Here is a 25,840-nt window from a genome sequence, read left to right on the forward strand (position 1 = left end):
GGCGCCGGCTTGTTTTATTACTGGAGGGGCTGTTCAGGGGCCGGGGGTTGTTCAGGGGCCGGGGGCTGTTCAGGGGCGAAAGGGATCTCCGGCGCCGGTGGCTGTTCAGGTTCTACGGGTTGGGGCGGCGAAGTGGCGTCGCCCGGTTCTTCCTCCGGCAGCTCACGCAAGCTGTCAAGCATCACCTGCGGCCATGTGCGGGTGTCGGGCACTTCGTCGGTGGTGATCGCCGGGTTTTGGGTCATGCGTGGGTCGATGATGCGCCACGCTGTCTCACCCGGTTCCATCAGCCCCAGGCGGCGGCGTGCCTCCTGCCTGATGTAGTCCTCGTCGTTGTATTTCTCGGCGTCTTTTTGCAGGTTGGCTTTTTCCCGCTCCAGCGCGGCGATCGAATCTTCGAGGCGGGCGATTTCGCTGCGGCCCTCGTAATAGTTGCGCAGCGGCACCGCCACGGCTGTGAGAACCACGACCAGCACGGCGATGAGGATGGCTGCGCTGGTGATGTCGCCTTGGAAGGGCAGTTTGCGCTTCTTTTGTTTGGCTTCTGCCCGGGCGCGGTCGCGGGAGGCGACCGGAACCTCCGTCGCTTTGCGGCGGGGGCGGCGGCTGGGCTGGGAACCTGAGGCGCGTGAGGACATAGTGATTAGGCAGTCTAGTGCCTTGGAGGCAAGCGGCGGTGGTGGCACAGCGGTGTGGTGTATCTACCGTGTGGTTAAAGTGGATAAAGCTATCCCCCAACGCATCGCCATGGTGCGGGGTCCCGAAACTTATAACGGCAATCTACAGGTGGGAAGAACAAACGACGGTAGCTACCGAGAGGAATCGGCCCTGCCTCTCCGCCATGAGCGGGAGAGGCAGGGCCGAAAAGCTGAAGAAAAGTGTTTACTTGAAGCGCGGGAAAGCAGAGCGGCCGGCGTAGACGGCGGCTTCTCCTAGCTCGGCTTCGATGCGCAGCAGGCGGTTGTACTTGGCCACGCGCTCGGAGCGGGCCGGGGCACCAGTCTTGATCTGGCCGCAGCCAAGTGCGACGGCTAGATCTGCAATGGTGGTGTCCTCGGTTTCGCCGGAGCGGTGTGACATCATGGTGCGGTAGCCGTTGCGGTGGGCCAGATCGACCGCGTCGAAGGTTTCGGTCAGGGTGCCGATTTGGTTGACCTTGACCAGCAGGGCGTTTGCGGCCTTGCGTTCAATGCCTTCGGCGAGGCGCTTCGGGTTGGTGACGAAGAAGTCGTCGCCAACGATTTGGACTCGGTGGCCGATTTCCTCGGTGAGTTTGACGTAACCGTCCCAGTCGTCCTCGTCGAGCGGGTCTTCGATGGAGACGATCGGGTACTCGGAGATCAAGTCGGCGTAGACCTTGATCATTTCTTCGGAGGAGTGCTTGCCGCCTTCGAAGTTGTAGACACCGTCGTTGAAAAACTCGGAGGAGGCGACGTCGAGGGCCAAGGCAATGTCGTCGCCGAGCGCGTAGCCCGCCTTCGCAATGGCCTCCACAATGAGGTCGAGGGCGTCCTTGGTGGAGGCGACGGACGGGGCGAAGCCACCCTCATCGCCCAGGCCGGTGGAAAGTCCCTTCGCCTTGATCACGGATTTCAAGGCGTGGTAAACCTCAGCACCCATGCGCAGGGCCTCGACGAAAGACTCGGCGCCGATTGGGGCGATCATGAACTCCTGGACGTCGACGCCGGAGTCCGCGTGCGCACCGCCGTTGAGAATGTTCATCATGGGGACCGGAAGGATGTGGGCGTTCGGCCCGCCGATGTAGCGGTACAACGACAGGTCGGCGGAGGCGGCGGCGGCATGGGCGACGGCCATGGACACACCGAGGATGGCGTTGGCGCCGAGCTCCTTTTTGTTATCCGTGCCGTCTAAGTCAATCATGGCCTGGTCGACAAGGCGCTGGTCATCGGCGATGAAACCGATTAGCTCGTCACCGATTTTCTCGTTGACGTTGTCCACAGCCTTGAGGACGCCCTTGCCTGCGTAGCGCTCGTCGCCGTCGCGAAGCTCGTGCGCTTCGTGCTGCCCGGTGGATGCGCCGGAGGGTACGGCGGCGCGGCCGTGGGAGCCGTCGTCAAGCACGACCTCTGCCTCGACGGTCGGATTACCGCGGGAATCCATAATCTCGCGGGCAAAAACATGAATGATGTCGGCCACGGGCCAGTCTCCTTTTTGGTTTGAAGAATATGGAGGGTTAACGCGCCCCATTGTTCCAGAAAGACAGCCTTCCTGCGGGACTTACCTCAGGGCCGGTTGGTTCAGCGCGTAGTTCGCGGCAGCATCCCGAACCTTAGCCACGTACTCACCCGAAGCGTTATAGGCCAAAACTGCTTGCTTCCAACCGTTTTCCGTGGCCAAGTCCCGCCCATAGGAACAAAGGAGATTGGCGGCGCTTAAGGCGGCGTCGTCGATTTGCTGCGGGTTAACCACCCCATCGCCGTTGGCGTCGCGCCCATAGATTTTCCAGGAGCCGGGCACGAACTGCATCGGGCCGACAGCGCGGTCGTAGTCCTCGTCCCCATCTAAAGCGCCGCCGTCGGTGTCTTTGATGAGGGCGAAGTTGCCGCTGCCGTCGAGGGCGGGGCCGATGATCGGCGGGGCGGCATAGCCATCTTCATTCAGTTTCGCCGGGTCGAAGGTGCGCCCCGTGTAGGTTCCGTGGCGGGTTTCCACCCAGCCGATTCCGGCCAAGGTGTTCCAGCTCAGGTGACAGTCGGGCCAGGCCTCTGCGGCGATGAGTGCGGCGTTGCCATAGGCGCGCACCGCCTGGGGGTTGATGCCGGTTTCCTCGGCAATCGGTGCGGCCCATTCGGCCAAGTTGTCGGAGGTGCGCCCGGGCGCGTGCACGTTGATCAGTGGTGGTGCTTGAGCGGCCGCGGGTGGGATATCCGTGGGCGCTTTTTCGCGGGTGGGGTTCGGCACCGGCGTTTGTAACACGGAGAAAACCCAGCCGGTCAGCGCAATAATCATCACGATCGCGGTGACCACGCCGATAATTCCGGCGCAGCCGCAGCCCGCGGCAATGGGCGAGCGCCTATGCCGGAGGGAAGTCATAAGCGTTTATCGTACCGGTGCGCTCATCGCTTATCGACGACCCCCTTCGCTTCCACCAGACCCAAACCTGGATGATTCTCCCGCGGCGCCTTGACCGCGTGGAACGGTCCGCGCTGCTCGCGGATCTGATCTATCTGCGCCTCCCCGAGTTCGATTCCTTTCACTGTGAGGTCTCCCGCCTTGCTTAGTACCGAGGATTTCACACCAGCCCCATCAGCCCCATTGGTCACATTGGCAACAGATTTGCTGTAGAGTAAGCACCCGTTCACCTTCCCCCAGACAAAGGACTCCCCCATGCGCCGCATCACCACAATCATCGCCGCTGGATTCATCACCGCAGCAGCCATTACCACCCCCGCCCAGGCACAGACCAACTACCTTGAGCTACTCAAGGTAGTCAACAGCAACGTCGCCGCCGCCGACTGCAACACCCTCGGCGCTGCCCTGCGCGCAACCGGACTCGTCAAGGAAAACACCACCCGCTCCGGCCTAGTCACCAGCTTGAACAGGGCCGTCGGCGAAGATGCCTCTTTGCGCTTGCTGGCCGCCGGCACCATCAACGCCGCCGGCGATCGCGCCCTCGAATGCGGCATTGTCAAGCCCGACCCGGTGACCCCGCAAAGCCAAGCCATCGAAATGAGCTCGAAGCTGTCCTCCCAGGCGGGCCTGCCCGAGATCCGCAACCTCCTTCCAGCCCTCGGCCTTTAATCCCCGCGCACGCCAAAAAGATCTCGGCCGTGCCACGCCGGGGCCACAAGGCCGCCGAGTCACCGCCGGCACGCCCTCACGCTAAGCGCACAGCCAACCGCTACATCCCCTCACTTTTCCCCTTAGCCCACAGGCGTTCTTGTTCCTCCACAGCCACCAGGCCCGTGCTGCCGTCGAAAAGGTACGGCGCGCGGGCTTTCATCTTGTCCACGAAAGCTTCGGCCACATCGCCAAAATCAAAAGCCCCGCGCTGCCGGGCGATTTCGGAGTGGAAAAGGACTTGCAGGAAGATATCGGAAAGCTCCGCACGCAAATGCCCGTCCCCTAAATCCGCACGCACAGCGTCAGCGAACTCCCGCGATTCCTCCTCGAGATACACCAGCAGACTCTCATGCGTCATGGCGCGCTCCCACTGGCCGCGCTCACGGGCCCGCCGCATCGTCTCCACCGCCTGATACACCGGATCAGCAAGGCTCGGCACCGTGATAACCTCCTCCGTCGCCGCGCGCGCCACAACAGCTTGATCCAGCGGATCCGTCGTCACCAACCAGCCGCTATCGCCCTGGGAAACGTCGGCAAGCGCCCACCGCAGCGACACCGGCACCTCGGCCGTAAACTCCACCGGCCCCGCAATTTTTCTCGCTATGTGCAGCGGAACCATGTCGGGCCAGCGGGGGTCAACAACAAGGACGGTCATGGTGTCCCATCCTATTGAAGGCAGCTGCGTCTGCCACAATGGAACACATGAACCACATTCTCGACGCCCTGAAAGCAAACACCCCCACCGCCGAATCCGCCATGAACGATTCCGCAACCTTTTCCCCCCGCCGCTGGAAAACAGGCTGGCCGCACCACCTGCGCCGCATCCCGCCGTTTCGCGACGACGCCACCGCCTCACTAACCCGCGCCGAAGTCTTTGCCTTTGCTGACGACGCCAACCGCACCAACCGCAACCGCGACCAAGTCATCGACTTTCTGGGAGCCGCCTTCGCCTACTCCGCCGGCCAATCCTCATGGGTTTTGCCACTACAGCAATTCCTGCGCAACAAAGGCCAAGCCAACAACCTCATGCAGGCACTACGCAAGCTAGACAGCAACGACGCCCCCGAAGCGCAATACGCAGCCGTCGCCGCCACCGGACTGCCCGCAAAATACGCCTCCGACTTGGCGTATTACTTAGCCGGCCCGCAGTCTGCCGAGGACACAAAACCAGTCATCATCTGCGCCAAACGCGCCGCAGTAGCCGGGTTGGAGAAGGATTCCGACTGGAGTGCGGAAGAATACGCCGAGTATTACTCCCGCCTCCGCGAAGCCCGCGACACCTACGACAAGGACCTCCCCCTCGACGCCGTCGAATGGGCCATTATCAAATACGCCAACTCCTAATTATTAAACGCGCGCCGGTTCAACTCTCGGCGCTCCTGCTCCAGTGCCACCAAATCAGAAAACACCGAGTTATAAGCCTGTTCATCGTCGGCCGGGCGCATCCGCTGCAGTTGCGCTTTAAGTTGGGCTACCTGATCACCCACCCGCGCCTCCTGCAACCGCGAAAGCACCGAATCGGCGTAGGACGATAAGTCATCAAAGTGGATGTCCTCCACCGCCAACTCCGAAATCAAGTGGCGGCCCTGTTCGCTGGTCATAGCCTCCGCCACCTTCGGTAACCAGCCGGGGCCTGCCTCCTCGACTCCCCCGGCCAACCCAATCGCATCGCGCACCTGCCGGTAAGCAGAGTTGGTGAAAGCCTCCGGGTTAATGCCCTCAAAATATGTGCCAGCCACCTGCGGGTACTGCAACGCAATTTTCAGCGCCTCACGCTGCGCCCACAGAATCGGATCTTGCGGATCAGGCAGAACCATGCGCGGCGCGTTCGCGTTGACCCTTTCATCTGGGATGGCGCGACGCACCTTCCGCTCCGGCTGCTGCGGGCGCCGTGCCTGCGCCCGCACCTGCTGCAACACCTCATCTGGGCGGGGCCAGCCAACCCACCCAGCCAAACGGCGGGCATACTCAGCTTGAAGGACCGTATCGCTGATGCCGGCGACAACAGGCACAGTGCGCTGGAGGGCCTGCAGGCGGCCCTCAGCCGTGTCCAGATTGTACTTTTCCAAAAGCGACTCGATGACAAACTCAAGCATGGGGATACGCGAGGCCACAAGGTCACGCACCGCGGCATCGCCGCGCTCCAAGCGCAGATCGCACGGGTCCATCCCCTCCGGCGCCACAGCGACGAAAGACTGGCCAGTAAATTGCTGATCGCCCTCAAAAGCCCGCAAAGCCGCTTTGTGGCCAGCCTCGTCACCGTCGAAGGTGTAGATCAACTCGCCGCGGAAAAACTTGTCGTCCAACATGAGGCGGCGAATGATACTCATGTGGTCCGCACCAAAGGCAGTGCCGCAGGCGGCAACGGCCGTTTTCACTCCCGCGGCGTGCATAGCCATAACGTCCGTGTAGCCCTCCACAATCACCGCCTGGTGGCCCTCCGCAATGTGCTTCTTCGCCAAATCCAGACCAAACAACACTTTGCTTTTGTGATAAAGCATCGTGTCCTGGGTGTTCATGTATTTGCCCATCGGGTCGTCGTCGAAAAGCTTGCGCGCCCCGAAACCAATGACATTGCCCGCCACGTCCTTGATGGGCCACAGCAAACGGCGCCGAAACTTGTCAATCGGCCCACGCCTGCCCATACTGCTCAACCCCGCCTCTTGCAGCTCCTTAGCGTCAAAACCCTTACGCAGCAGATGCTTAGTCAAGCTGTCCCAACCGTCCGGCGCGTAACCACACTCGAAGGTGTAAATCGTGTCCTGGTCGAAACCCCGGTCGAGCAGGAAAGCGCGGGCCACCTCCGCCTCGTCCGTTTCCAACTGCTCGCGGTAAAACTCGTGCGCCGCCTTATTCGCCGCAAGCAAACGCGCCCGCGTCCCCGGCTTGACGTCGCGCGCCCCCGTAGAACCACCCTGGTAGTTGATTTGGTAGCCGATTTGCTCCGCGACCGCCTCCACAGCCTCCGGAAAAGACAGGTGCTCCATCTCCATGAGGAAGGAGAAAACATCCCCGCCCTTGCCGGTGGAAAAGCAGTGGTAATAGCCGCGCGCCGGACGCACATGAAACGAGGGGGTCTTTTCGTCTTTGAAGGGGCTCAAACCCTTCAAAGAATCATGCCCGGCGGGTTTGAGCTGGACGTACTCACCAACAATCTCATCGAGTGGCGCGCGCTCGCGGATAGCCTGAATGTCACTATCCGGAATTCTGCCCTTAGCCATGGTCTACATAGTAGCCATCCGCCAGTTGTGGGAAAATGCTGCCCATGAGCGAGACATCACCTTCGCGGCCCCACCGCCTCAGCATCTTGCTGGTGGGGCTTCTCGCGGTGGGAGGCAGCGTGTTCGGCAGCCAGCACCTGCGCCACGATGACACCCATGACGGTGTCGCCCCCTGCCAGTCCATCCCCGCTGAAGCCCACCAAGTCATCGACGCTGTGCAAAAGGGAGGGCCGCACAAATACCCCGAGGACGATAGCCGCTTCGGCAACTATGAAAACCTTCTACCGCCGGAAAAACTTGGCTATTACCGGGAATACACCGTAGAGACTCCTGGGGTACACCACCGGGGGCCGCGGCGCATTGTTACCGGAGGCGGCGCCGACGGACGCGTCGACGAGTGGTACTACACCGACGACCACTACGAGACTTTTTGCGAAGTGACCCGTTAAACTCGCCCGCTATGTAAAGAGGTGTCGCCGTGTTTGGATCAATCCTCTACGGGCACAAGTGTGAATTGTCTGACCTTCACCGGCTCCACCGGAACTAGCTTTTGGCCCTCCACTTTGAAAATGCCCTCAGCAACCAATGAGCCGCAACATGGCGATTCACCCGGTGCATAGGTGCCGTATTCCAAGTGTAAAACGGAACCTTTCGTTTCAAACTTGCTAAAAGGGGCGCGCGTTGGATGATACTCGCCCGGAAGATTCATCCCGTTAGACTGAGAACCCACACCAATGAAGTTCAAGTTTTGGTCAAGGATGAAAATGCTCTCCGGCCACTCCAAACCCCCCGCGTAACACTGCATCACAAGAGCAATCTCATTGACACCATCGGAGTCAATGTCGATCCACTTGGCTTTCACGTTCTCCGGCAAAGGTTCACTGCCTTGGGTTAGCAGGCTGACAAAACCGTCCGGGAAGTTGATTGCGGCTTCTTCCAGCCGTCCATCGACCATGCGCCCAGCTTTGTGCAGGCAAATCGCGGGCACCTGCATGGACATCATCTGGCGTTTCAGGTCGACCGGGATGTCTGTGTCGCCTTCCTGCGCTGGTTTCTGCACACAATCCCACTGCTTTTCATGGACGTTGCGGGAGGGAGAAAATGTGAAAAACTTCTTTTCCGCGCCGGACTTCACAGGCTTTTCGACGAAGACATCTCCCGTTGGCAACTCAACATTTGAATATGACGTACAGGCGAAATCCTTCAGCGTTAGGCCAAGGGGCAGTGAGGCACCGATATTTGCGCCGAAGGTGCGCCACATGGTGGTTTTCATGTTCAACCCCGGTGCCACCTCCAGCTTCGCCGTTGGCGAGAGACCGTCCGAAATCGGCGCGGCGAAATCCGCTGAGCTCTGCGGGGGAGAGACTTCCTCGACTTGGCTCAGCCGTCCATTGTCCGCGTCATATTCAAACCCGTAGCGCCCTGTGCCGCGGGTCGTGACATTGAGTGAAAACGGTACGTCGGCCCAAGCATCGAGTTGAAGGGCCGGATGAACAAGCGACTCCACGTAGACGGGAACATGACCGACCCGAAAAACAAGGCGCACAGGTTTGGTGTTGTTGCGCAGCATTTCTGCGATGCGCTCGTTGACCGCCTCGGCTGGCTTGAGCCCCTTCGTGGCTTGTGCTTCCAAGGACAAGGAGTAGTCGTGGCTGAGGATGAAACTCTTATCAGCTTCGTTCGCGCCTTTCGCTCGGTTGAGCCCCAACTGGGCAGAAAAGGTTTCCTCGCCCGATAACCCGACTTTCAAAGGCTGCGCAGCGGTTTCGGCCTCAAACAATGGGTTCAGGTCAAGCTTGATTTTTCGCGTCCACTCCGACGAAGTGGGGGCGGAGGAGTCGAAGTCGTTTTCATCTCCGTCGAGCGCTACCGCATCGAAATAGACGAAGCCGGTTGTTGTGAGAAGGAGATCCTCAAGGTTGGCCTTATGAGTGCGCACCGCGGCACTATTCCCGTTGAGGGAAATATCCGAAATCAGCGCCAAAGCCCCCGCTTCAAACTTCTCGCTCGGAGGAATCGACAGCACATCCCCAGGCCGCAGCTTCAAAAGCCGAAGATCGTCGACAGACAGGGTCCGCGATGTACCAATGTCATCTGCTCCGTCGAAAAGCTTCAAAGCGTCCTGCGTAGACACGCTACGTGCCTGCGGGTTGACCGTGTAGCGCTCACCGTTGGGCGCCTGAAACTCGCGCTCCCCCATCGCTTCGGAGGGCTGCCCACCCCCAGATGAGCTGCCCGAAGAACCCCGCCGAAAACCGGCGAGATCACCACGGTTGCCAGCTAGCGCAGCAAGTGTGGCGATCGCGCCCAAGAGACTTAACAATACTGCTGCCCCGGCTGCCTCCATACCACCAACAGAGTTTCCGAACCTGAGCTTGTTGGCCTCCACGTTAAGGGGAAAAAGCGCCGACCGGGAGGATGAGGCATCAACGTTGTCGCCTGAAATTACCTGCGCTTGTGCTGTGGGCGGCAGGCAAACAACGCCGATTGCCATGACCTGAGCGAGCAGGAATGCCATGCAGATGCGTGACCATCGCTTTGGGTGACTAAACACGTTAACTCTCCTCCCGAGTCAAGTCCACACAACCGCAACGTGCGCACAACCTATGAACGAGTCGAACCTTACCTGCATGTTAGCTGCAAAAACCAAGCAATAGCCACCGCTGCTGCACAGGATCGCATGTGACCGCCCACGTTCATTTCCCCTGCTAACCCACTAGCTCTCGCCCAACGAGTCTTGCGGCGCTTCTTCAGGCGCACCAGCATGGTCTGTGTAGGGTGTCATCGGGAAAAGATACGGCTGGTTGCCTGTTTACACCGTGGCGCTTTGCACTCGCGGTTCATTGCGTGGCATGGATTGCTTAGCTGGTTGAGGGTGTGCCGGCGAATCCACATCCTCGCGTCCTTTATGCAAAAAACCCCGCCACCCCGGCCGCCTTCTTCGCCGCGCGCTCCAGCCGCGATTCCGTCATCGAGGCGATTTGATCCACAATGACTCGCTCCCGCTGGGCATCATTGTGCGCCATGGCCCACCACTGTTGGTAGATGGTGTCTAAGGTGCCGGGGGCGCCGGAGCGCATGTACTCGTAGACGCGGTAGATGCGGTCGCGTTGGCGGTCCTGGCGGGCCAGGTGGGCGGGGTTATCCATGACGTAGAGCACGGCGACGGTTTTAAGCAGCCGCACCTCCGCTTCCGCTGCGGCGGGAATAATCAGGCGGCCAAATTGCCGGCCGAGCGCACCAGTGGGGTTTTCCTCCGAGAGCAAAGCCTCACGGGAGTTCGACTCCTCGCTTAGCGTGGCGGTGGCGACGGCGCCCACGTAGCGGCCAACCAACTCACTGGTTAGCTGTTTTAACTTCGCCCAGGAGGACAAGGTGTAATCGAAGTCGGCGGCGGCGTTGATCGAGTCGAGGGAGCGCAGGCGGTCGGCGGCGTCGATAAGCTCGTCGGCGCTGCCCCCGAAAGCAGCCGCGCCTTTGTCTGCAAGCGCGGCGAGCTCGACGAAATCCCACAACACTCGCAACGTCACGCGGCCAGACACGATGCCATCTTCAACATCATGGACGCAGTAGGCAATATCGTCGGAGCAGTCCATCACCTGCCCCTCTATGGGAGCAAGAGTGTCGCTGTGGCCCTCGCGCAGCCACGTGAGGATCTCGGCGTCTTCCTCATAAGCGCCGTATTTTCGCCGCACGCCACCATCCGGGGCGGTGCGGGTGAGAGGGTATTTGCACGCCGCGTCGAGGGAGGCGCGCGTCAGGTTCAGCCCGAAAGAAGTCTCCCCCACTAGCTTCTTCGGCTCCAGACGGGTAAGAATCCGCAGGGTTTGCGCGTTGCCTTCGAAACCCCCTGGCGCGACCTGGTTCAAAGCGACTTCCCCGTTGTGTCCGTAGGGGGGGTGCCCGATGTCGTGGGTCAGCCCTGCCATTTCGCACAGGTCGGGGTTGAGCCCCAGGGACTCACCGATGCCACGGGAAATCTGGGCCACTTCCAGGCTGTGCGTCAGGCGGGTACGCGGAGTGTCCCCGTCGCGGGGGCCAACAACCTGGGTTTTGTCGGCGAGGCGGCGAAGCGCCGCGGAGTGCAGGACGCGGGCGCGGTCGCGGGAAAAGGCGTCGCGTTTTTCGAAGCTGTCGACAATCTGCGAAGCTTTCGGCCCCTCATCAGCGCGACGTGCGGTGTCGAAGGCGGAATAAGTGAACACGAACCCCAGGGTAGATGCCCCAACCGCAATGTCGGGGAAGCGACTACCCTAGTGACCATGAAAAAGCGCTCCCTTGGTCTACTGCTCGCTCCACTTATCCTCGGCGGCATCGGCGTGTACACGGCACCCGCGGCGATGGTGGCTTATGCACAGGTGCAGGCTCCTGCCAGCGCCCCCGTAAAGCTCGTCGAGCCGGTCACCGACTCAGCGGGCGTGCTCAGCGCGGGCGAGAAGCAGCAAATCGAGGACGCGATTAGGAAAGTGTCGGAGGAAAAGCAACGCACCGTTCGTGTGGCCTACCTGGATTCCTTCGGTTCGGTGGCGCCTGAGGTTTGGGTACAAAGGGCCGTCGACGCCTCTGGGGGCAACGTGGCTGTGGTGGCGATCTCCCCGGCCGAGCGTTCTTTCGCTGTTCAAGGCGGGGTGATGTGGGAGCAAAGAGACATTGACAATATGTACGATGCCACCTTTGAGCGCCTCACCCAAAAGGATTACGCCGGGGCGGGTGTGGCCGCGGTTGAGGCGGCGGGAGGCTCCAGCTCCGGCGGCGACGGCGATCTCGGGTGGGCCGCTGGCGGCGTGGGGTTGATCGCGCTGGCGGGCGGCGGAATGTGGGCCGCGACGCGCCGCAGTACCAAAAAGACCCAGGCCAAGCAGATCGCTTCGGCGAAGAATCTTGACCCTGCTGACACTGACGCCTTGGCGAACCTGCCCACCCCCACGTTGGAAAAGCTCGCCCACGACGCGCTTGTTCACGCTGATGAGTCGATCCGCCAGGGCAAGGAGGAACTTGAGCTTGCCTCCTCCGAGTTCGGCCCGGATCGGGTGCGCCCCTTTACCTCCGCGATGAATACGGCCAGCGCCACGTTGCAGCGTGCCTTTGCCACTCACCAGAGGCTTTACGACGCCATCCCAGAGACCGAGCCGGAAAAGCGCGCCATGCTTATCGACATCATTTCCTCCTGCGGCAGCGCCAACCAAGCGCTGGCTAAGCGCAGCAAGGAGTTCAATGAAATGCGTGGGGTTTTAATTAACGCCGAGCGCGAGATTGAAAAGATCATGCAGCGCACCGTTGATATCCGCGCCCGCCTTGCGCCGGCCAGTGAGCTTCTCACCGAGTTGCGCAGCCGCCACGACGAGAACATGCTTCATTTACTTCTGGACAACGTCGATGTGGCCCGCGACTCCCTCAATGAGGCCGAAAAGCAGCTCGCTAGTGCCCGCGAGGTTGCTTCCAAACCCGCCGGGCAGCAAGGCACACTCGTTGACCTTTTGGCGAGCGCCTCCCACGCTGTGCACATTGCAGATACGAACCTTTCGGCCATTGAGCACGCTGAGGATAATCTGCGCAACGCCCAAGCGAACCTGCCGGCGCTCATCAGGGAAATTGAGGAGGAGCTGCGCGAGATCGAGCAGCTCAAGGGTGCAACGAGCATTGGCGCGAAGGTGGATTCTGCTGCTCTCGCCGCGATTTCCGCGGAGGCGACAAAGGCGCTCAGCGCGGTGGGTAGCCGCCCGGAGACTGACCCTTTGAGCTTATACACCGAGTTGACCGATTTGGATTCGCGCATCGATGAGCAGATCACCCTGGCTCGGGGCGCCGCCGGTGATCAGCGCCGCCAGTTGCAGGTACTTGATCAGCAGTTGCGGGTTGCCGCCTCCCAGATCCAAAGCGCCGAAGACCTAATTCAGTCCCGCGGTCGCATTATCGGCTCCCAGGCACGTACGTTGCTTGCCGACGCCCACCGGCAATTCAACGAGGCCCGCAACCGCCGCACCTCCGATACCCGCTCCGCCATCGACTACGCTCGCTCCGCGGCAGAAACGGCCCGCCGGGCGGCGGAGGCGGCCAACGACGACGTCAACCGTTACCGCGGCCAGCAGGCCCAGTCCACGGCTGGAAGCCTGGCCAACGCCGTGATCTGGGGCTCGATCCTCTCCGGCGGCTTCGGTGGCGGTGGTGGCAACGGCGGTGGTTTTTCCGGTGGCGGGCCGTCTGCGCGCGGCGGAATGTTCTAACTAACGCTTGGTGCGCCGGCCGGGTGTGTCCACGTAGGTCAGCGCCCAAGTAATAAACCCCACGTCGACTTCCGGCGCTGGCGTGCCAGCCAGGTCGACCTCCAATGAGCCATCTAGATGCGCTCGGGTGCGCGCGACGATACTTCCCTCAGCATTGCGGATTTCGCGGCGGCTGCCGCGGGTCCGGTTCGCCTCGTACTCGCGCCCATCGCAGGAGGCTTCGTAGCGATTGACGGTCAAAGACACCTTGCGCAACCGAAAGGCCGCGCCCTCGGGGGTGACAGCGCGCACGTCCTCCCCGGAATCGGACAGGATGCGTAGCTGCACGCACCCCACGCTCAGCACACCACTGTCGAAAGAGGCGTCAAAGGGGGCGCCGACAAGCACCGTGTCCTGCCACCGCATTGCTTCACTGCATCCAAAAGACAATCACGACAAAGACTGACAGGAACACCAAAAAGGCGATCAACGCGTTCGAATTGATCATTTTGCGCACCTCAAGCACTTCGCGCGAAACCCACGCCAAAGCTGCAACATCGGTGGCTGGCAGTGTCGTTTCACCCTCGAACTCAAGGATCGCCTTGCGTACCCCGTTGTGATCGGAGGTAAACTGGCCGACTTTTTGGCCTGAAGCATCGTCGATAATCCAGTTCTTGGATGTCTCCGCCACCAACTGATAGCCGCGGCCTTCAACAACCACCGGGATCTGCTTGTCGCGCTTGAGCGAGCCACGCGCACGCACGATTTCTTCGCCGCCGCGCGAAGCCACCGCACCCGACTCCGGGGAGACGACGAGCTGCCACTGCTGGTCACCGACCTGGGCGTGATCTTCGGTGAACACGCCCAGCTCGACTGGGCCAGCCTCAGCCAAAAGCTTAAGGTTGGCGCGATCGCTGCGATCCCAGCTAACGTAGTGCATTTTCCCTCTCCGTTGCCTAGCAGCCGATCAAACGGGCAGCCAGGTAGGACTCAAGCTCGTCGATTTTGACGCGCTCCTGCTCCATCGTGTCACGCTCGCGTACCGTCACGGCGTTGTCCTCGAGTGAGTCAAAGTCGAAGGTGACGCAGAAGGGGGTGCCAGTTTCATCCTGGCGGCGGTAGCGACGCCCGATCGCGCCGGAAGTGTCGTAGTCGACGTTCCAGTGCTGGCGCAGTGTGTCAGCGAGCTGTTCCGCCGGTCCAGCCAACTCCTCTTTCTTCGACAGCGGCAAAACAGCGACCTTGACAGGTGCAAGACGGCGATCAAGTTTGAGTACCACGCGGGTGTCGGTGCCGCCCTTGGCGTTGGGTGCTTCTTCCTCATGGTAGGCGTCGATTAGGAAAGCCATCATCGCGCGGCCAAGGCCCGCGGCGGGCTCAATGCAGTACGGGATCCAACGCTCGTTGTTGGCCTGGTCGAAGTAGGACAAGTCCTCACCGGAAGCCTCAGCGTGGGTCTTTAAGTCGTAGTCGGTGCGGTTGGCTACGCCTTCGAGCTCTCCCCACTTGGTGTTTTGGAAGTTGAAGGCGTATTCGATGTCGACGGTGCGCTTGGAGTAGTGCGACAGCTTCTCCTGCGGGTGCTCGTACAAACGCAGGTTCTCCGGGTTAATGCCCAGATCGACGTACCACTGGTAGCGGTTATCAATCCAATACTGGTGCCACTTTTCATCCTCGCCGGGTTTGACGAAGAACTCCATTTCCATCTGCTCGAACTCGCGGGTGCGGAAAATGAAATTGCCCGGGGTGATCTCGTTGCGGAAGGACTTGCCGATGTTGGCAATGCCAAACGGCGGCTTCATGCGCGAAGATGTCATGACGTTTTTAAAGTTAACAAAAATGCCCTGCGCCGTCTCCGGGCGCATGTAATGCAGGCCCTCCTCGTCGTTGACCGGACCAAGGTAGGTCTTCATCAGCCCGGAGAACTCGCGCGGCTCAGTCCACTTACCTGGTTGGCCGGTTTCCGGGTCGTTGATGTCGGCCAAACCGTTCGCCGGCGGGTGGCCGTGCTTTTCCTCGTACGCCTCCAGGAGGTGATCCGCGCGGTAGCGCTTGTTGGTGTGCAGCGACTCGACAAGCGGGTCGGTAAAGACCTCAACGTGGCCAGAGGCGACCCACACCTGGCGCGGCAAAATGATGGAGGTGTCCACGCCGACAGTGTCGCGGCGCGACTGCACCATGTGCCTCCACCACTGGCGCTTGATGTTTTCCTTCAGCTCCACCCCAAGCGGGCCGTAATCCCACGCGGAACGGGTACCGCCGTAGATCTCACCTGCCGGGTACACCAATCCTCGGCGCTTGCACAGGTTAACGACGGTATCGATCGTGGAGGCCACTTTCTCTCCTGACTAGTGTTTTCGGGTCATTCTGCGGACAGGTCAAATGTACCTGCCCAGTGTAGCCGTTAGTGAAAAGCATGGCCGATACACCATCCCTACAGGTGTACAAGTATGATGAAGGCAGAACGCGAGTGTAGGAAAAGCTGAAATTTTCTCCCGCTTGCCACATGACAAGCTTCAAAATTCCTTAAAATTACATTTAGGGTGCAGAAAAGATCACGACCCTGCGGGGTGCGACCCGCCGGGTCCGGAGAAAGGGGAGTCTTCAATGACTTACTCCGAAGACGACATTAAACGCGCTGCTTCCTTAGCCAGCGCCCTGGATTCACCCCTCCGCTTGCACATTTTGGTGCTTCTCACCTCGGGCAATCACGTTGTCCATGAACTCGTGCGCAAGCTCGGCAAATCCCAGCCGCTGATTAGCCAGCATCTGCGCGTACTCAAAAGCGCCCGCCTCGTCGACTCTTCCCGTCGCGGCCGTGAAGTCGAATACACACTCGCCTCCCCCAGGGTACAAAAAGCTATCGGGTGCTTGCTGGAGCTTTCCGCACCCGACTCGTTTAACGGTTTGAGTTATCACCGTGTCCCAGGCAGCAATTCAGCAGGAGCCACCGAGGCCGTCGCGGCGGTTTCCCCGCCGGAACAGATCCGCCCGGATAACGACCCCGGCTTGACCCCCGCCACCCCAAACCCTCCGCTCGGCTAATATAGGTGGGGTATGACCGACACTCACTCTGTTCGTCCCCGGCAGCCCAAACTCGGAGTGCGCAACACGCGCCAAAGGGAAGCTGTCGTTCGCGTTCTCCAAGACGTAGACAAATTCATCTCCGCCCGCTTCATCCACGATGAGCTTAAAAACCGCGGCGAGAAGGTTGGCCTGACCACCGTGTATCGCACCCTGCAGTCCCTGACTGAGGTTGAGGCGGTAGACGTGCTCCACAACGCCGACGGTGAAACCCTCTACCGTCACTGCCTCACCGCCGACCACCACCATCACCTGGTGTGCATCAAATGCGGCCGCAGCGAGGAGATTCAGGGCGGGCCCGTGGAGCAGTGGGCCCGCAAAATGGCCGAGCACCACGGCTACAGCCACGTCGGCCACGAAGCTGATGTTTACGGCGTGTGCCAGCAGTGCCAAGCAGCCGACTAATTCTTCTCGACGGCACCCCCGAACCGCCTGTCACGCTTCGCATACTCATAGACGGCATCGAACATGTCCTGCGCAGTGAAGTCCGGAAATAACTTGTCTTGGTAAACCATCTCCGCATAGGCCGACTGCCACAACAAAAAATTCGAAGTGCGCCGCTCCCCGCTGGGGCGCAAAAACAAATCCACGTCCGGCATGTCAGAGCGATACAGCCACTGTGAGAAAGTCTCCTCCGTAATCTCGCCGCTGGTGACCTGGCCGTTGCGGGCGGCGTCGACAAGCGTGCGCACACCGTCGACGATCTCGGCGCGACCACCGTAATTAATACACATAGCCAAGGTCAGACCCGTATTGTCCTGCGTGAGTTCCTCAGCCTTTTCCAACTCACGCAGCACACTGCGCCACAAGCGGGGCCGCCGACCTGCCCACACAATACGCACATTCTTCTCGTGCAGCTCCTCACGCTGGCGGTGCAACACATCGCGGGAAAAACCCATAATGAAACGGACCTCCTCAGCGTTGCGGCGCCAATTCTCCGTGGAAAAGGCGTATGCCGACAGCCACTCGACGTGTTTCATCTCAATACAGGCATCCACACAATCCATCAGCACCGCCTCGCCCTTCCTGTGCCCTTCAGTGCGCTTCAGACCGCGCTCGGCGGCCCAGCGGCCATTGCCGTCCATGACAAGCGCAATATGGCGAGGGATGAACTCAGGGCTTAAGTCGATCATTTCTCCATTATGCCTGCTCCATGACCTTCAACGCGCGAACCGCCGACTCAACATGCCACAGCAGGTGAGCAACAGTCGCCCGGTGTACCGCCTCAACATGCTCGGCGCTGGCCGCACGCCCATTGCGGATCAGCCACATGGTGTGCAGCACCTCCGGATCAACGCTGAGGGAACCCGGCGGGCGGCACGAGGTACACACCGCTCCGCCTGCCTGCGCACTAAAAGCCTTGTGCGGGCCCGCCGCGGCGCACTCCGCGCAATCAAACAAGCTCAAGCCCCAACCCGAATACTGCGTGGCCCGCAAAATGAACGAGTCAAGCACCAACGTGGGGTGGCTATCGCCCTGCATTTGGGACAAAGCGGTGCAGGTGGCGTCGTAAAGAAAGGCGTTAGGCAGATCCGTATAGCTCAGCTTCTCCGCCGTCTCCATTACCGCGCAAGCCGCCGCATAACGGTCAAAATCCTCAATGATTCCCGCCCCAAAATACGCCACCGTGTCCGCCTGCGTAATGGTGGCCAAATTACGCCCCGGATAAAGCTGCACGTTGAGATCAACGAAAGGTTGAATCCTCGAGCCGAAACGCGACTTCGACTTGCGCACCCCCTTAGCCACCGACCGCACCAACCCGTGATTGCGGGTGAGCAACACAACAACCCGGTCAGCTTCACCGAAGTCGTAGGTGCGCACCACGAAAGCACGGTCGCGGAAACTGGGCTTAGCCACCATCGCCGCCTAAAACCCGAGACGGCCGAGGTGCTTCGGGTCCTGCTGCCAATTCTTCAGCACCTTGATACGCAGATCCAAGTAGACGTTTTCGCCCACCAAGTCCATGATCTGTTGGCGGGCACGATGCACAATACCGCCCAAGCGGCGGCCGTTAGGGCCCTCAATAATGCGTTTTTGGCCGGGGCGTTCCAAATACAGCACCGCGAAAATCATGGTGCGCTCTGCCCGCTCCGGGTCCGGATACATCTCATCAATCTGGACAGCGACAGAGTGGGGCAATTCCTCCCTCAGCCCACGCAACGCCTCCTCACGGATCAACTCCGCAATGCGGGTTTCCACATCCTCGTCGGTGACATGACCCTCCGGGTAGAAACGCGGCCCCTCCGGCAAGTGACTGGTCAACACCTCAACTAACACATCGAGCTGGGTGTTTTCCGTCGCGGAAACCGGGACAACATCTCCTTTGCCGTCGAGCAGCTCATGCAGCTCCAACAGGCGCTCCCCCACCTGATCCTTGCTGGCCTTGTCCAGCTTGGTAACAATGCCAACGACCGGCAAGTTCGGCTTCGTAGAGCGGATTTGCTCAAGAATGAAACGGTCACCCGGGCCGATCTTTTCATCCGCAGGCACCGTAAACCCAATCACATCAACATCTTGGAAAGTGTCCTTCACCACCTCGTTGAGGCGTTCCCCCAACAAAGTACGCGGGCGGTGAACACCGGGGGTGTCCACCAAAATCAACTGCGCATCCGCGGTAGTGAGGATGCCGCGCACCGGGTGACGAGTTGTCTCCGGCTGGTCAGCCATGATCGCGATTTTCTCCCCCACCAGCGCATTGGTCAGGGTCGACTTTCCCGTGTTGGGACGGCCCACGAAGCTAATAAACCCACTGCGGAAACCGTCCGGAGTGTCGGTGAAGGTGCTCATGGACAGGCAGTTTACTGTCTAGCGCGCCGAAGCCCCCATTTTGCCTACAGCTCCACCACCTCAAACTGCAATGCCGGGTGCGCGTAATGCTCTTGCGCCTGCACAATCGTGAGCTCTTCCGAGCCGGCCTCATAGGTCATTTCGAGCAGCCCAAACACCGAGGAGGCAGTCTTGGCCAGCGCCTCGGCCGCATCCTTGGAACGGATATAGTGGCCGGTAAACAGCGCCGACGTCACATCACCTGAACCGTTGCGCTTGAAAGGCAGGCGCGGGGTGCGCACAATCCACGAGCCCGACTCGTCGGAGACAAGCATTTCCAAAAACTTAGTGTTATCCACATCCGGGCGCTCCACCGACGTCACCAGCACTGTCCGTGGGCCAATTTCGTGGGCGGCCTCCACTGCGCGGCGCGTAGAGTCCAGGTCACAAGCTTCCACCCCGGTCAAATACCCCAATTCGAACTGGTTCGGGCTGATGATGTCTGCGACCGGAACAACCTTATCTCGCAGCAGCGGCGGGATATTCTCAGAGACGAAGCACCCTGAGTTTTTGTTGCCCATCACCGGGTCGCAGGCGTAGAGCGCCTGCGGGTTGAGCGCTTTGACGCGGGCTACCGTCTCGACGACCACGTCCGCGATGTCGTCGCCGCCCAGGTAGCCGGAAAGAACCGCATCGACACGTTTCAAAGCGTCGCGGGCCGCCAGGGCCTCGACGATGCCCGCCACATCAGAAGCCGCAATGAGCGGGCCTTTCCAGTCCCCGTAGCCGGTGTGGTTAGAGAAGTTCACTGTGTGAATCGGCCACACTTCGTGCCCGATGCGCTGAAGCGGGAAAACCGCGGCTGAATTGCCCACGTGCCCGTAGGTAACAGACGACTGGATGGAAAGGATGTTCATGACATCCTATTGTGCACCCCCCACTAGTCGGGTTGGTACTCGTCCACCACATCCGGGACTTCGATGCGCACAGAGCGCACCTTCATCCGGCCCCGGCGGTCGCGTCCTCCCTCCGCCGTAAAACGCAAACCCGAAAGGTCGACCGCCGAACCGGGCAGCGGTACGCGGCCCAGTTCGTAGGACAAAAGTCCCGCCACGGTGTCGACCGAGTCGAGGATTTCATCGTCAAAGTTCAGCTCGTAGCCGATGCTGTCGAACAGGTGGTCCTTCAAGTCGTCGAGGGGCAGGCGCCCCTGAGCGCGGTAAACACGCTCGTCGATCGCCTCGATGGGGGACTGCTCATCCTCGTCGTATTCGTCAGTGATCTCCCCGACGATCTCCTCCAAAAGATCCTCCATTGTCAGCAAACCGGCGACGTTGCCGTACTCATCAATGAGGATGGCGATGTGAGTGTTGATGCGCTGCATCTCCTGGAGCAAAACATCCAACGGCTTCGAGTCAGGGATAAACAACGGCTCGCGCATCACCGCAGTAATAGGCGCGGCCGGGTCAATGCTTTCCCCCGACTCAACAAACATGTCCTTAAGGTAGGCCACGCCGATGATCTCATCGACGCTTTCACCGATCACCGGCACGCGCGAGTGCCCGGAACGCACCATCAGGCGAACCGTCTGAAGCACCGACTTCGTGCCCTCAATCCAGATCATTTCCGGCCGCGGCACCATGACCTGGCGGGCGTAAGTCTCCGCCAGATCGAAAATATTTTGGATCATGCGGTGCTCGATTGTCTCCACCACGCCCTGCTCCTGGGCGATGTCCACCATTTCGCGCAGCTCCACCTCTGTGGAGTACGGGCCGTCACGGAAATCGCGGCCCGGATGAAAAATGTTGCCGACCCAAATCAAAATTTTCGCCAGCGGCCCGAAAATGGTGTTAAAGACCACCAACCACTGCGCCGCTTTCAGCGAAATCAGGTAAGGGTTGCGCCGCCCGGCGGTGCGCGCAAAGACACCAATGACACCGAACTGCGCCAAAGTCACCACACTGATCGTCGCCGTGATTCCCCACCCGTCCGACCTGACTAAGTCGCGGAAGAACATCGAAGCGTACACGGCTGCTGCCACGTTGAGCACCGTGACCAGCATGACGAGCATGTTGATGTGGCTGGCGCGGTGCTCCACTACCCGCATTAAGGCGTTCGCACCGGAGACTTCGTCTTTGACCATCGTCTCCACGCGCGCCCGTGAAATGGGGCGCAAAGCAGATTCGATGGAGCCCAACAAACCGGCGAACAACAGCGCAGCAAGCGCCACCGCCGCGTAGGAGACAGAAACCTCCACTTAGCCCTCGTCCCTCATCTTTCGGTCAAGCATGTCGCGGTCCGCGGCCGAAGGGAAGGCATGCGCCCCCGTCGGCTTCGGCTGGTAACTCACGCCACGGGCGCTCAAGTCGTCGTACCAGTCAGCGAGGATCTCGTTTTGCAACGCGAACATCTCCCGCTCATCGGCGGGAGCAATATGGTCGTAGCCCAACAAGTGCAACACCCCGTGGACCGTCAAAAGGGCCAGCTCGTGGCCCAAGCTATGACCCGCCATCTCCGCCTGCTTGCGGTCATAGGCCGGGCACAAAATAATATCGCCCAACATCGCCGCGCCGAACGCGGCGGCGTCGGGGCGACCACCGCCCGGGGTGAGCTCATCCATGGGGAAACTCATCACATCAGTCGGTCCTTCCAGATCCATCCAACGGACGTGAAGATCGGCCATCGTGGGTTCGTCGACAAGCGTGATCGTCGCCTCGGTATCGGGGTGGACATCCATGGCGGTCAAAGCGAAGGAGCACACATCGACGAGCATTTCCTCGTTGACATCCGCCTCGCCGGACTCGTTTAAAACTTCAATACTCATTCGTAGACGCCTTCCTCACGCTGGGCCTGCTTGCGTTCGTAGCGCTCCGCGTTTTGCGCGTCGTGGAAGTCATAAGCCGCCACGATCGCAGAAATCAGGTGATGGCGCACCACGTCCTGTGGGCTCAACTCCTGGAAGCTAATCCCCTCAATCTCACCGAGAATCCGACGCGCGACACGCAAACCCGAAACGGTACCGCGCGGCAAATCTACCTGGGAAATATCTCCCGTGACCACCATTTTCGACCCAAAACCCAGCCTGGTAAGGAACATCTTCATTTGGCTGCCTGTAGTATTTTGCGCCTCGTCGAGAATGACAAAAGCGTCGTTGAGGGTACGGCCACGCATATAAGCCAACGGCGCAACCTCAATAATGCCGGCGTCCATGAGTTTCGGGATCATCTCAGGATCCACCATGTCACGCAGGGCGTCGTAAAGCGGGCGCAGGTACGGGTCGATCTTGTCATTGAGCGTGCCCGGCAAGAAACCAAGCTTCTCCCCGGCTTCGACCGCCGGGCGGGTCAAAATGATGCGGCGCACCTCCTTGGCCTGCAACGCCTGCACCGCCTTCGCCACCGCCAAATACGTTTTGCCGGATCCTGCCGGGCCAATGCCAAAAGTAATGGTGTTGTCATCAATCGCATCGACGTAGCGGCGCTGCCCCGCCGTCTTCGGGCGAATCACCTTGCCGCGGCGCGCCACAATTTCCGCACCGAGCATCTCCGCAACAGTCTCAGGCGCTTCAGTCTCCATCAGCTTCGCGGCATGCACCACTGTGTCCGGGCCAATGGGCACGCCGCGACGCGCCATCGACTCCAACTCCTTGAGCACCCTAGAGGCGTGGGCGAGATTGTCGGCACTGCCCCGCAGCGTCACCGTGTTGCCGCGGGCGTGCAGCTTCGCGGCGAGCTGTTGATTGAGCACGCGAAGGTTCTCATCATTAATGCCAAGAACAGCTTGGGCGTAGGCGGAGTCAAGCTCGACCCTGCGCGTGAGCACTTCTTCCATGTGGCCTAACCCTACCAGCGGGAACTCAACACGCCGATCGCACTGAGCGCAGCCAATGCAGCCGTCGCGGTGCGCAGCACCTCAGGGCCCAACTTGACCGCAACTCCGCCGATCAGCTCCATCTCATCTTCCCCGATACCCCCTTCAGGCCCGATGACCAGCGCAATATCTTGAGAAAACTGCACCTCACGCAAAGCAGTTGTCGCGTCCTCATGCAACACCAGCACCTGCTTGCCGGCAAGAACACCGGCAAGCTGATTGGTCGTCACCGGTTCTGTTACCTGCGGCACCCAAGCCCGGCGCGACTGCTTCGCCGCCGAGATCGCCATGTGGCGCCACTTCTCCACCTGCTTGCCTTGTTTGTGGGCGGGCCAGCGGGCGACGGTGCGGTGCGAAATCCACGGCACGATCTCATCTGCTCCGCCTTGCACGGCGAGGTCCACGGCTAGTTCGGCGCGTTCCGCTTTGGGGATGGCTTGGATGACGCTGACCCGCGGCGTCGCCGCCAGCACCTGCTGGGAGGCAATGACCTTCCCGCGCAGCGTCGAGGCGTCGCTGATTTCGGTGACTTCCACTTCGGCGGTGGCGCCGCGGCCGTCAGTGAGCATGATGCGCTCGCCGACACCGATGCGTTTGACTGTGACGGCGTGGCGCCCCTCGGCGCCGCTGAGCACCCCGTCGGACGGAGAGTCGGTGAGGAAATAGGGCAAAGACATCAGCGGCGGAACCTGTCGCGCACGCGGGTGAAGAAGCCCTCGTCGCGGCCAGTGTGCTCGGTGGCGACCCCAGGAGAGTCGGCGTGGCCCTCGCGAAGCTTCTCCAACGCCTCGCGGTCGCCGCGGCTTAGTTCAGTCGGCACAACCACTTCAACATGGGCGACCATGTTGCCCGCACCCTCCGCCCGCAAACGCGGCATGCCCTCACCGGAGAGCACGATGCGCTCATTCGGCTGGGTGCCCGCAGGCACGTCCACCGAGGTTGTTTCGCCAGCCAAGTTGTCCACCACGACCGAGGTGCCCAAGGCGGCGTCGTACATCGGCACGCTCAAGCGGAGGTGCAGGTCATCTCCTTCGCGCACGAACACTTTGTGCGGCAAGGTTTGCACCTCCACGTAGAGGTCGCCGGCCGGGCCGCCGCCGTGGCCGACCTCGCCTTGGCCCGCCATGCGGATGCGCATCCCGGAGGCAATGCCGGGGGGAATGTTGACGGTCAGGTCGCGCTCGGAGCGCACACGTCCGTCGCCGGCGCACTGGCGGCAGGGATCTTGGATGATTTCGCCGAATCCGTGGCACTTCGGGCAATCCCGAGTAGTCATCACATTGCCCAAAAATGACTGCTGGACTTCTTGGACTGCACCGGAGCCTTCGCAGTAATCACAGGTGATGGGTTTAGATTTCGACTCGGAGCCTGTGCCCTGGCATTTGTCGCACAGCACAGCGGTGTCGACGGTGACTTCCTTTTTTGCCCCGGCGAAGGCTTCCTCCAAGGTGATGGCGGTGCGCAAAAGGGCATCGTTGCCCGGCTGGACGCGGGAGCGCGGGCCCCGGCCGCCTCCCGCGGCGCCGCCGAAGAAGGACTCGAAAATGTCGGCGAAACCGCCGAAGCCTTGGGCGCCGGCACCTCCCATGCCGCCTTGTTCCATCGGGTCGCCGCCGCGGTCGACGATGCGGCGCTTCGAGGGGTCAAGCAGCACTTCTTGGGCCAATGAGATCTCCGCGAACCTTTCGGCTGCCTCCTCGGATGGGTTGACGTCCGGGTGGTAGGTGCGGGCCAGTTTGCGGTAGGCCTTTTTGATCTCCTGCTCGGTTGCCTCGCGGTCGACGCCGAGGATCCCGTAGTAGTCACGAGCCAATGTTAGTCTCCAGAATTTTTCGCTATAAGTTGTTTATTCGCCCCGCAGCACGCGGCTGATGTAGCGCGCCACGGTGGCAACCTTTTGAATGGTACCGGGGTAGTCCATGTGCGTTGGGCCGACCACTCCGAGCCCGCCGAGCGCCGCTCCCCCGGAGCCATACGCTGTTGTAACAATCGAGGCGGCAGAAAATTCCTCCTCTTGGGTCTCGCGCCCGATACGCACCGAGACTTGTTCGATTTCTTGGGCGCTGGCCAGCAGTTTTAAGATCACCACCTGTTCCTCCAAGGCGCCGATGACGCCGTGGAGTTCACCTAATCCCTGGTGCAGGTTCGCGGCGCCCGCGATGATCAGCCGGTCCGAGGACGTCTCCACGAGGGTGTCAATGAGCACGGCGGTGGCGCGCTCAACCGCGCTTACTACTTGGGGCTGCGCGTTTTTGAGGCGGAGTTGCTCGGGCAGTGCGGAAAGGCAGGAGGATGCGTCTGCCATCGTTTTGCCCACCAGCACCGAGTTGAAGGTGTCGCGCAGCACCACCACTCCCTCGGAGTGCAAAGGCGTGGCGAGTTCGACGTTGCGCTGGTCGACGCGCCCTGAGTCGGTGATTAATACCAGCAGCAGTCTGGTTGGCGCCAGCGCTACAACTTCGCAGTGCTTCACGCGCGTGACGTTGAGGGTGGGTAGCTGGACCACGGCTGCCTGGTTGGTGACCCGGGCGAGCAGTTGCACGGAGCGGCGCAGCACGTCTTCGAGGTCCACGCCGTGTTCGAGGAAGTCGAGGATGGCGTGGCGTTCGCGGGAGGACAGCGGTTTGACGTCGTGTAGCGCGTCCACGAAGGCGCGGTAGCCTTTTTCGGTGGGGACGCGCCCCGAGCTGGAGTGGGGTTGCGCGATGTATCCTTCCCGTTCCAGCGCCGCCATGTCGTTTCTGATGGTAGCGGAGCTGACTCGCATTGCGTGGCGCTCGACGAGCGCTTTGGATCCCACTGGTTCCTGCATGGCAATGTAGTCGGCCACGATGGCGCGCAGCACTGCCTGCCTGCGATCGTTCGCCGCACTCATTTGGCACTCTCCTTCCG

At 60.9% G+C, this 25,840-nt stretch carries 27 protein-coding genes; 6 read left to right on the plus strand and 21 right to left on the minus strand.

The window, feature by feature from the left end; translation table 11 throughout:
* Positions 1 to 17: 17 nt before the first annotated feature.
* The 4 genes from VLL26_RS05795 to VLL26_RS05810 form a co-directional block, all read right to left on the minus strand.
* Positions 18 to 638 (minus strand): septum formation initiator family protein, encoded by a 621-nt coding sequence (locus tag VLL26_RS05795; protein WP_342318190.1) that lies wholly within the window; start codon positions 636 to 638, stop codon positions 18 to 20.
* Between the two features lie 244 nt (positions 639 to 882).
* The gene (gene eno, locus VLL26_RS05800; protein WP_342318191.1) at positions 883 to 2,157 is read right to left on the minus strand and encodes a phosphopyruvate hydratase; all 1,275 of its coding nucleotides are present in this window, start codon (positions 2,155 to 2,157) and stop codon (positions 883 to 885) included.
* An 81-nt stretch (positions 2,158 to 2,238) separates the two neighbouring features.
* Positions 2,239 to 3,054, minus strand: coding sequence for a lytic transglycosylase domain-containing protein (locus VLL26_RS05805; RefSeq protein ID WP_342318192.1), 816 nt, complete (start codon positions 3,052 to 3,054; stop codon positions 2,239 to 2,241).
* Between the two features lie 23 nt (positions 3,055 to 3,077).
* Positions 3,078 to 3,218 carry a hypothetical protein gene (locus tag VLL26_RS05810; RefSeq protein WP_342318193.1) on the minus strand — a complete coding sequence of 47 codons (141 nt, stop codon included), beginning with the start codon at positions 3,216 to 3,218 and terminating at the stop codon, positions 3,078 to 3,080.
* Between the two features lie 130 nt (positions 3,219 to 3,348).
* On the opposite strand from VLL26_RS05810, the gene VLL26_RS05815 reads away from it, so the two are divergent.
* A complete protein-coding gene (locus tag VLL26_RS05815; RefSeq protein ID WP_342318194.1) occupies positions 3,349 to 3,762 on the plus strand; it encodes a hypothetical protein in 414 nt (137 codons plus the stop codon).
* A gap of 100 nt (positions 3,763 to 3,862) precedes the next feature.
* Here VLL26_RS05815 and VLL26_RS05820 read toward each other — a convergent pair whose 3' ends face one another.
* The gene (locus tag VLL26_RS05820; protein ID WP_342318195.1) at positions 3,863 to 4,459 is read right to left on the minus strand and encodes a MazG nucleotide pyrophosphohydrolase domain-containing protein; all 597 of its coding nucleotides are present in this window, start codon (positions 4,457 to 4,459) and stop codon (positions 3,863 to 3,865) included.
* 47 nt (positions 4,460 to 4,506) lie between these two features.
* Here VLL26_RS05820 and VLL26_RS05825 point away from each other — a divergent pair, with 47 nt between their 5' ends.
* A complete protein-coding gene (locus VLL26_RS05825) occupies positions 4,507 to 5,148 on the plus strand; it encodes a hypothetical protein (RefSeq protein WP_342318196.1) in 642 nt (213 codons plus the stop codon).
* Here the strand turns inward: VLL26_RS05825 and dnaG are convergent.
* Positions 5,145 to 7,025, minus strand: coding sequence for a DNA primase (dnaG, locus tag VLL26_RS05830; RefSeq protein ID WP_342318197.1), 1,881 nt, complete (start codon positions 7,023 to 7,025; stop codon positions 5,145 to 5,147). The two genes, VLL26_RS05825 and dnaG, sit on opposite strands and share 4 nt — an antisense overlap.
* Positions 7,026 to 7,069: 44 nt before the next feature.
* Here dnaG and VLL26_RS05835 point away from each other — a divergent pair, with 44 nt between their 5' ends.
* Positions 7,070 to 7,474 carry a ribonuclease domain-containing protein gene (locus VLL26_RS05835; RefSeq protein WP_342318198.1) on the plus strand — a complete coding sequence of 135 codons (405 nt, stop codon included), beginning with the start codon at positions 7,070 to 7,072 and terminating at the stop codon, positions 7,472 to 7,474.
* 38 nt (positions 7,475 to 7,512) lie between these two features.
* Here VLL26_RS05835 and VLL26_RS05840 read toward each other — a convergent pair whose 3' ends face one another.
* Entirely contained in the window at positions 7,513 to 9,543 is a 2,031-nt protein-coding gene (locus VLL26_RS05840) for a hypothetical protein (RefSeq protein WP_342318199.1), read from the minus strand.
* Positions 9,544 to 9,931: 388 nt separating this feature from the next.
* Entirely contained in the window at positions 9,932 to 11,230 is a 1,299-nt protein-coding gene (locus VLL26_RS05845; protein WP_342318200.1) for a deoxyguanosinetriphosphate triphosphohydrolase, read from the minus strand.
* Between the two features lie 57 nt (positions 11,231 to 11,287).
* Here VLL26_RS05845 and VLL26_RS05850 point away from each other — a divergent pair, with 57 nt between their 5' ends.
* Complete coding sequence (locus tag VLL26_RS05850; RefSeq protein ID WP_342318201.1) at positions 11,288 to 13,249, plus strand: TPM domain-containing protein; 1,962 nt, start codon at positions 11,288 to 11,290, stop codon at positions 13,247 to 13,249.
* Here VLL26_RS05850 and VLL26_RS05855 read toward each other — a convergent pair whose 3' ends face one another.
* Genes VLL26_RS05855 through VLL26_RS05865 form a run of 3 tightly spaced genes read right to left on the minus strand, consistent with a single transcriptional unit; the run spans position 13,250 to position 15,564 of the window.
* Positions 13,250 to 13,654, minus strand: coding sequence for a hypothetical protein (locus VLL26_RS05855; RefSeq protein WP_342318202.1), 405 nt, complete (start codon positions 13,652 to 13,654; stop codon positions 13,250 to 13,252). It abuts the gene before it with no gap.
* A 4-nt stretch (positions 13,655 to 13,658) separates the two neighbouring features.
* Complete coding sequence (locus VLL26_RS05860) at positions 13,659 to 14,168, minus strand: hypothetical protein (protein WP_342318203.1); 510 nt, start codon at positions 14,166 to 14,168, stop codon at positions 13,659 to 13,661.
* A 16-nt stretch (positions 14,169 to 14,184) separates the two neighbouring features.
* Positions 14,185 to 15,564: a glycine--tRNA ligase gene (locus VLL26_RS05865; RefSeq protein ID WP_342318204.1), complete on the minus strand. Its 1,380-nt coding sequence runs from the start codon at positions 15,562 to 15,564 to the stop codon at positions 14,185 to 14,187.
* Positions 15,565 to 15,835: 271 nt separating this feature from the next.
* On the opposite strand from VLL26_RS05865, the gene VLL26_RS05870 reads away from it, so the two are divergent.
* Together VLL26_RS05870 and VLL26_RS05875 are read left to right on the plus strand one after the other, a co-directional pair.
* On the plus strand, positions 15,836 to 16,273 hold the full coding sequence (locus VLL26_RS05870; protein ID WP_342318205.1) for an ArsR/SmtB family transcription factor: 438 nt from the start codon (positions 15,836 to 15,838) through the stop codon (positions 16,271 to 16,273).
* 12 nt (positions 16,274 to 16,285) lie between these two features.
* Entirely contained in the window at positions 16,286 to 16,717 is a 432-nt protein-coding gene (locus VLL26_RS05875; RefSeq protein WP_342318206.1) for a Fur family transcriptional regulator, read from the plus strand.
* On the opposite strand, the gene VLL26_RS05880 is transcribed toward VLL26_RS05875, so the two are convergent.
* The 10 genes from VLL26_RS05880 to hrcA are packed head-to-tail and all read right to left on the minus strand — an operon-like array spanning position 16,714 to position 25,823.
* Positions 16,714 to 17,445 carry an isoprenyl transferase gene (locus tag VLL26_RS05880; RefSeq protein ID WP_342318207.1) on the minus strand — a complete coding sequence of 244 codons (732 nt, stop codon included), beginning with the start codon at positions 17,443 to 17,445 and terminating at the stop codon, positions 16,714 to 16,716. The genes VLL26_RS05875 and VLL26_RS05880 overlap by 4 nt on opposite strands.
* Positions 17,446 to 17,452: 7 nt before the next feature.
* Positions 17,453 to 18,172: a DNA repair protein RecO gene (gene recO / locus VLL26_RS05885; RefSeq protein ID WP_342318208.1), complete on the minus strand. Its 720-nt coding sequence runs from the start codon at positions 18,170 to 18,172 to the stop codon at positions 17,453 to 17,455.
* 6 nt (positions 18,173 to 18,178) lie between these two features.
* Positions 18,179 to 19,099 carry a GTPase Era gene (gene era / locus VLL26_RS05890; protein ID WP_342318209.1) on the minus strand — a complete coding sequence of 307 codons (921 nt, stop codon included), beginning with the start codon at positions 19,097 to 19,099 and terminating at the stop codon, positions 18,179 to 18,181.
* 44 nt (positions 19,100 to 19,143) lie between these two features.
* On the minus strand, positions 19,144 to 19,995 hold the full coding sequence (gene pdxY / locus VLL26_RS05895; RefSeq protein ID WP_342318210.1) for a pyridoxal kinase PdxY: 852 nt from the start codon (positions 19,993 to 19,995) through the stop codon (positions 19,144 to 19,146).
* 23 nt (positions 19,996 to 20,018) lie between these two features.
* Positions 20,019 to 21,335 carry a hemolysin family protein gene (locus VLL26_RS05900; protein ID WP_342318211.1) on the minus strand — a complete coding sequence of 439 codons (1,317 nt, stop codon included), beginning with the start codon at positions 21,333 to 21,335 and terminating at the stop codon, positions 20,019 to 20,021.
* Entirely contained in the window at positions 21,336 to 21,902 is a 567-nt protein-coding gene (ybeY, locus tag VLL26_RS05905) for an rRNA maturation RNase YbeY (protein WP_342318212.1), read from the minus strand.
* Complete coding sequence (locus VLL26_RS05910; protein ID WP_342318213.1) at positions 21,899 to 22,909, minus strand: PhoH family protein; 1,011 nt, start codon at positions 22,907 to 22,909, stop codon at positions 21,899 to 21,901. The genes ybeY and VLL26_RS05910 overlap by 4 nt, the downstream gene beginning before the upstream one ends.
* Before the next feature lie 11 nt (positions 22,910 to 22,920).
* Positions 22,921 to 23,625, minus strand: coding sequence for a 16S rRNA (uracil(1498)-N(3))-methyltransferase (locus VLL26_RS05915; RefSeq protein WP_342318214.1), 705 nt, complete (start codon positions 23,623 to 23,625; stop codon positions 22,921 to 22,923).
* Positions 23,625 to 24,761: a molecular chaperone DnaJ gene (gene dnaJ, locus VLL26_RS05920; RefSeq protein ID WP_342318215.1), complete on the minus strand. Its 1,137-nt coding sequence runs from the start codon at positions 24,759 to 24,761 to the stop codon at positions 23,625 to 23,627. Before dnaJ ends, VLL26_RS05915 begins: the two co-directional genes overlap by 1 nt.
* 33 nt (positions 24,762 to 24,794) lie before the next feature.
* Entirely contained in the window at positions 24,795 to 25,823 is a 1,029-nt protein-coding gene (gene hrcA, locus VLL26_RS05925) for a heat-inducible transcriptional repressor HrcA (protein WP_342318216.1), read from the minus strand.
* Positions 25,824 to 25,840: the final 17 nt, after the last annotated feature.

Origin of the sequence: Corynebacterium sp. BD556, from assembly GCF_038452275.1 — a bacterium.
Lineage (GTDB): Bacteria > Actinomycetota > Actinomycetes > Mycobacteriales > Mycobacteriaceae > Corynebacterium > Corynebacterium mayonis.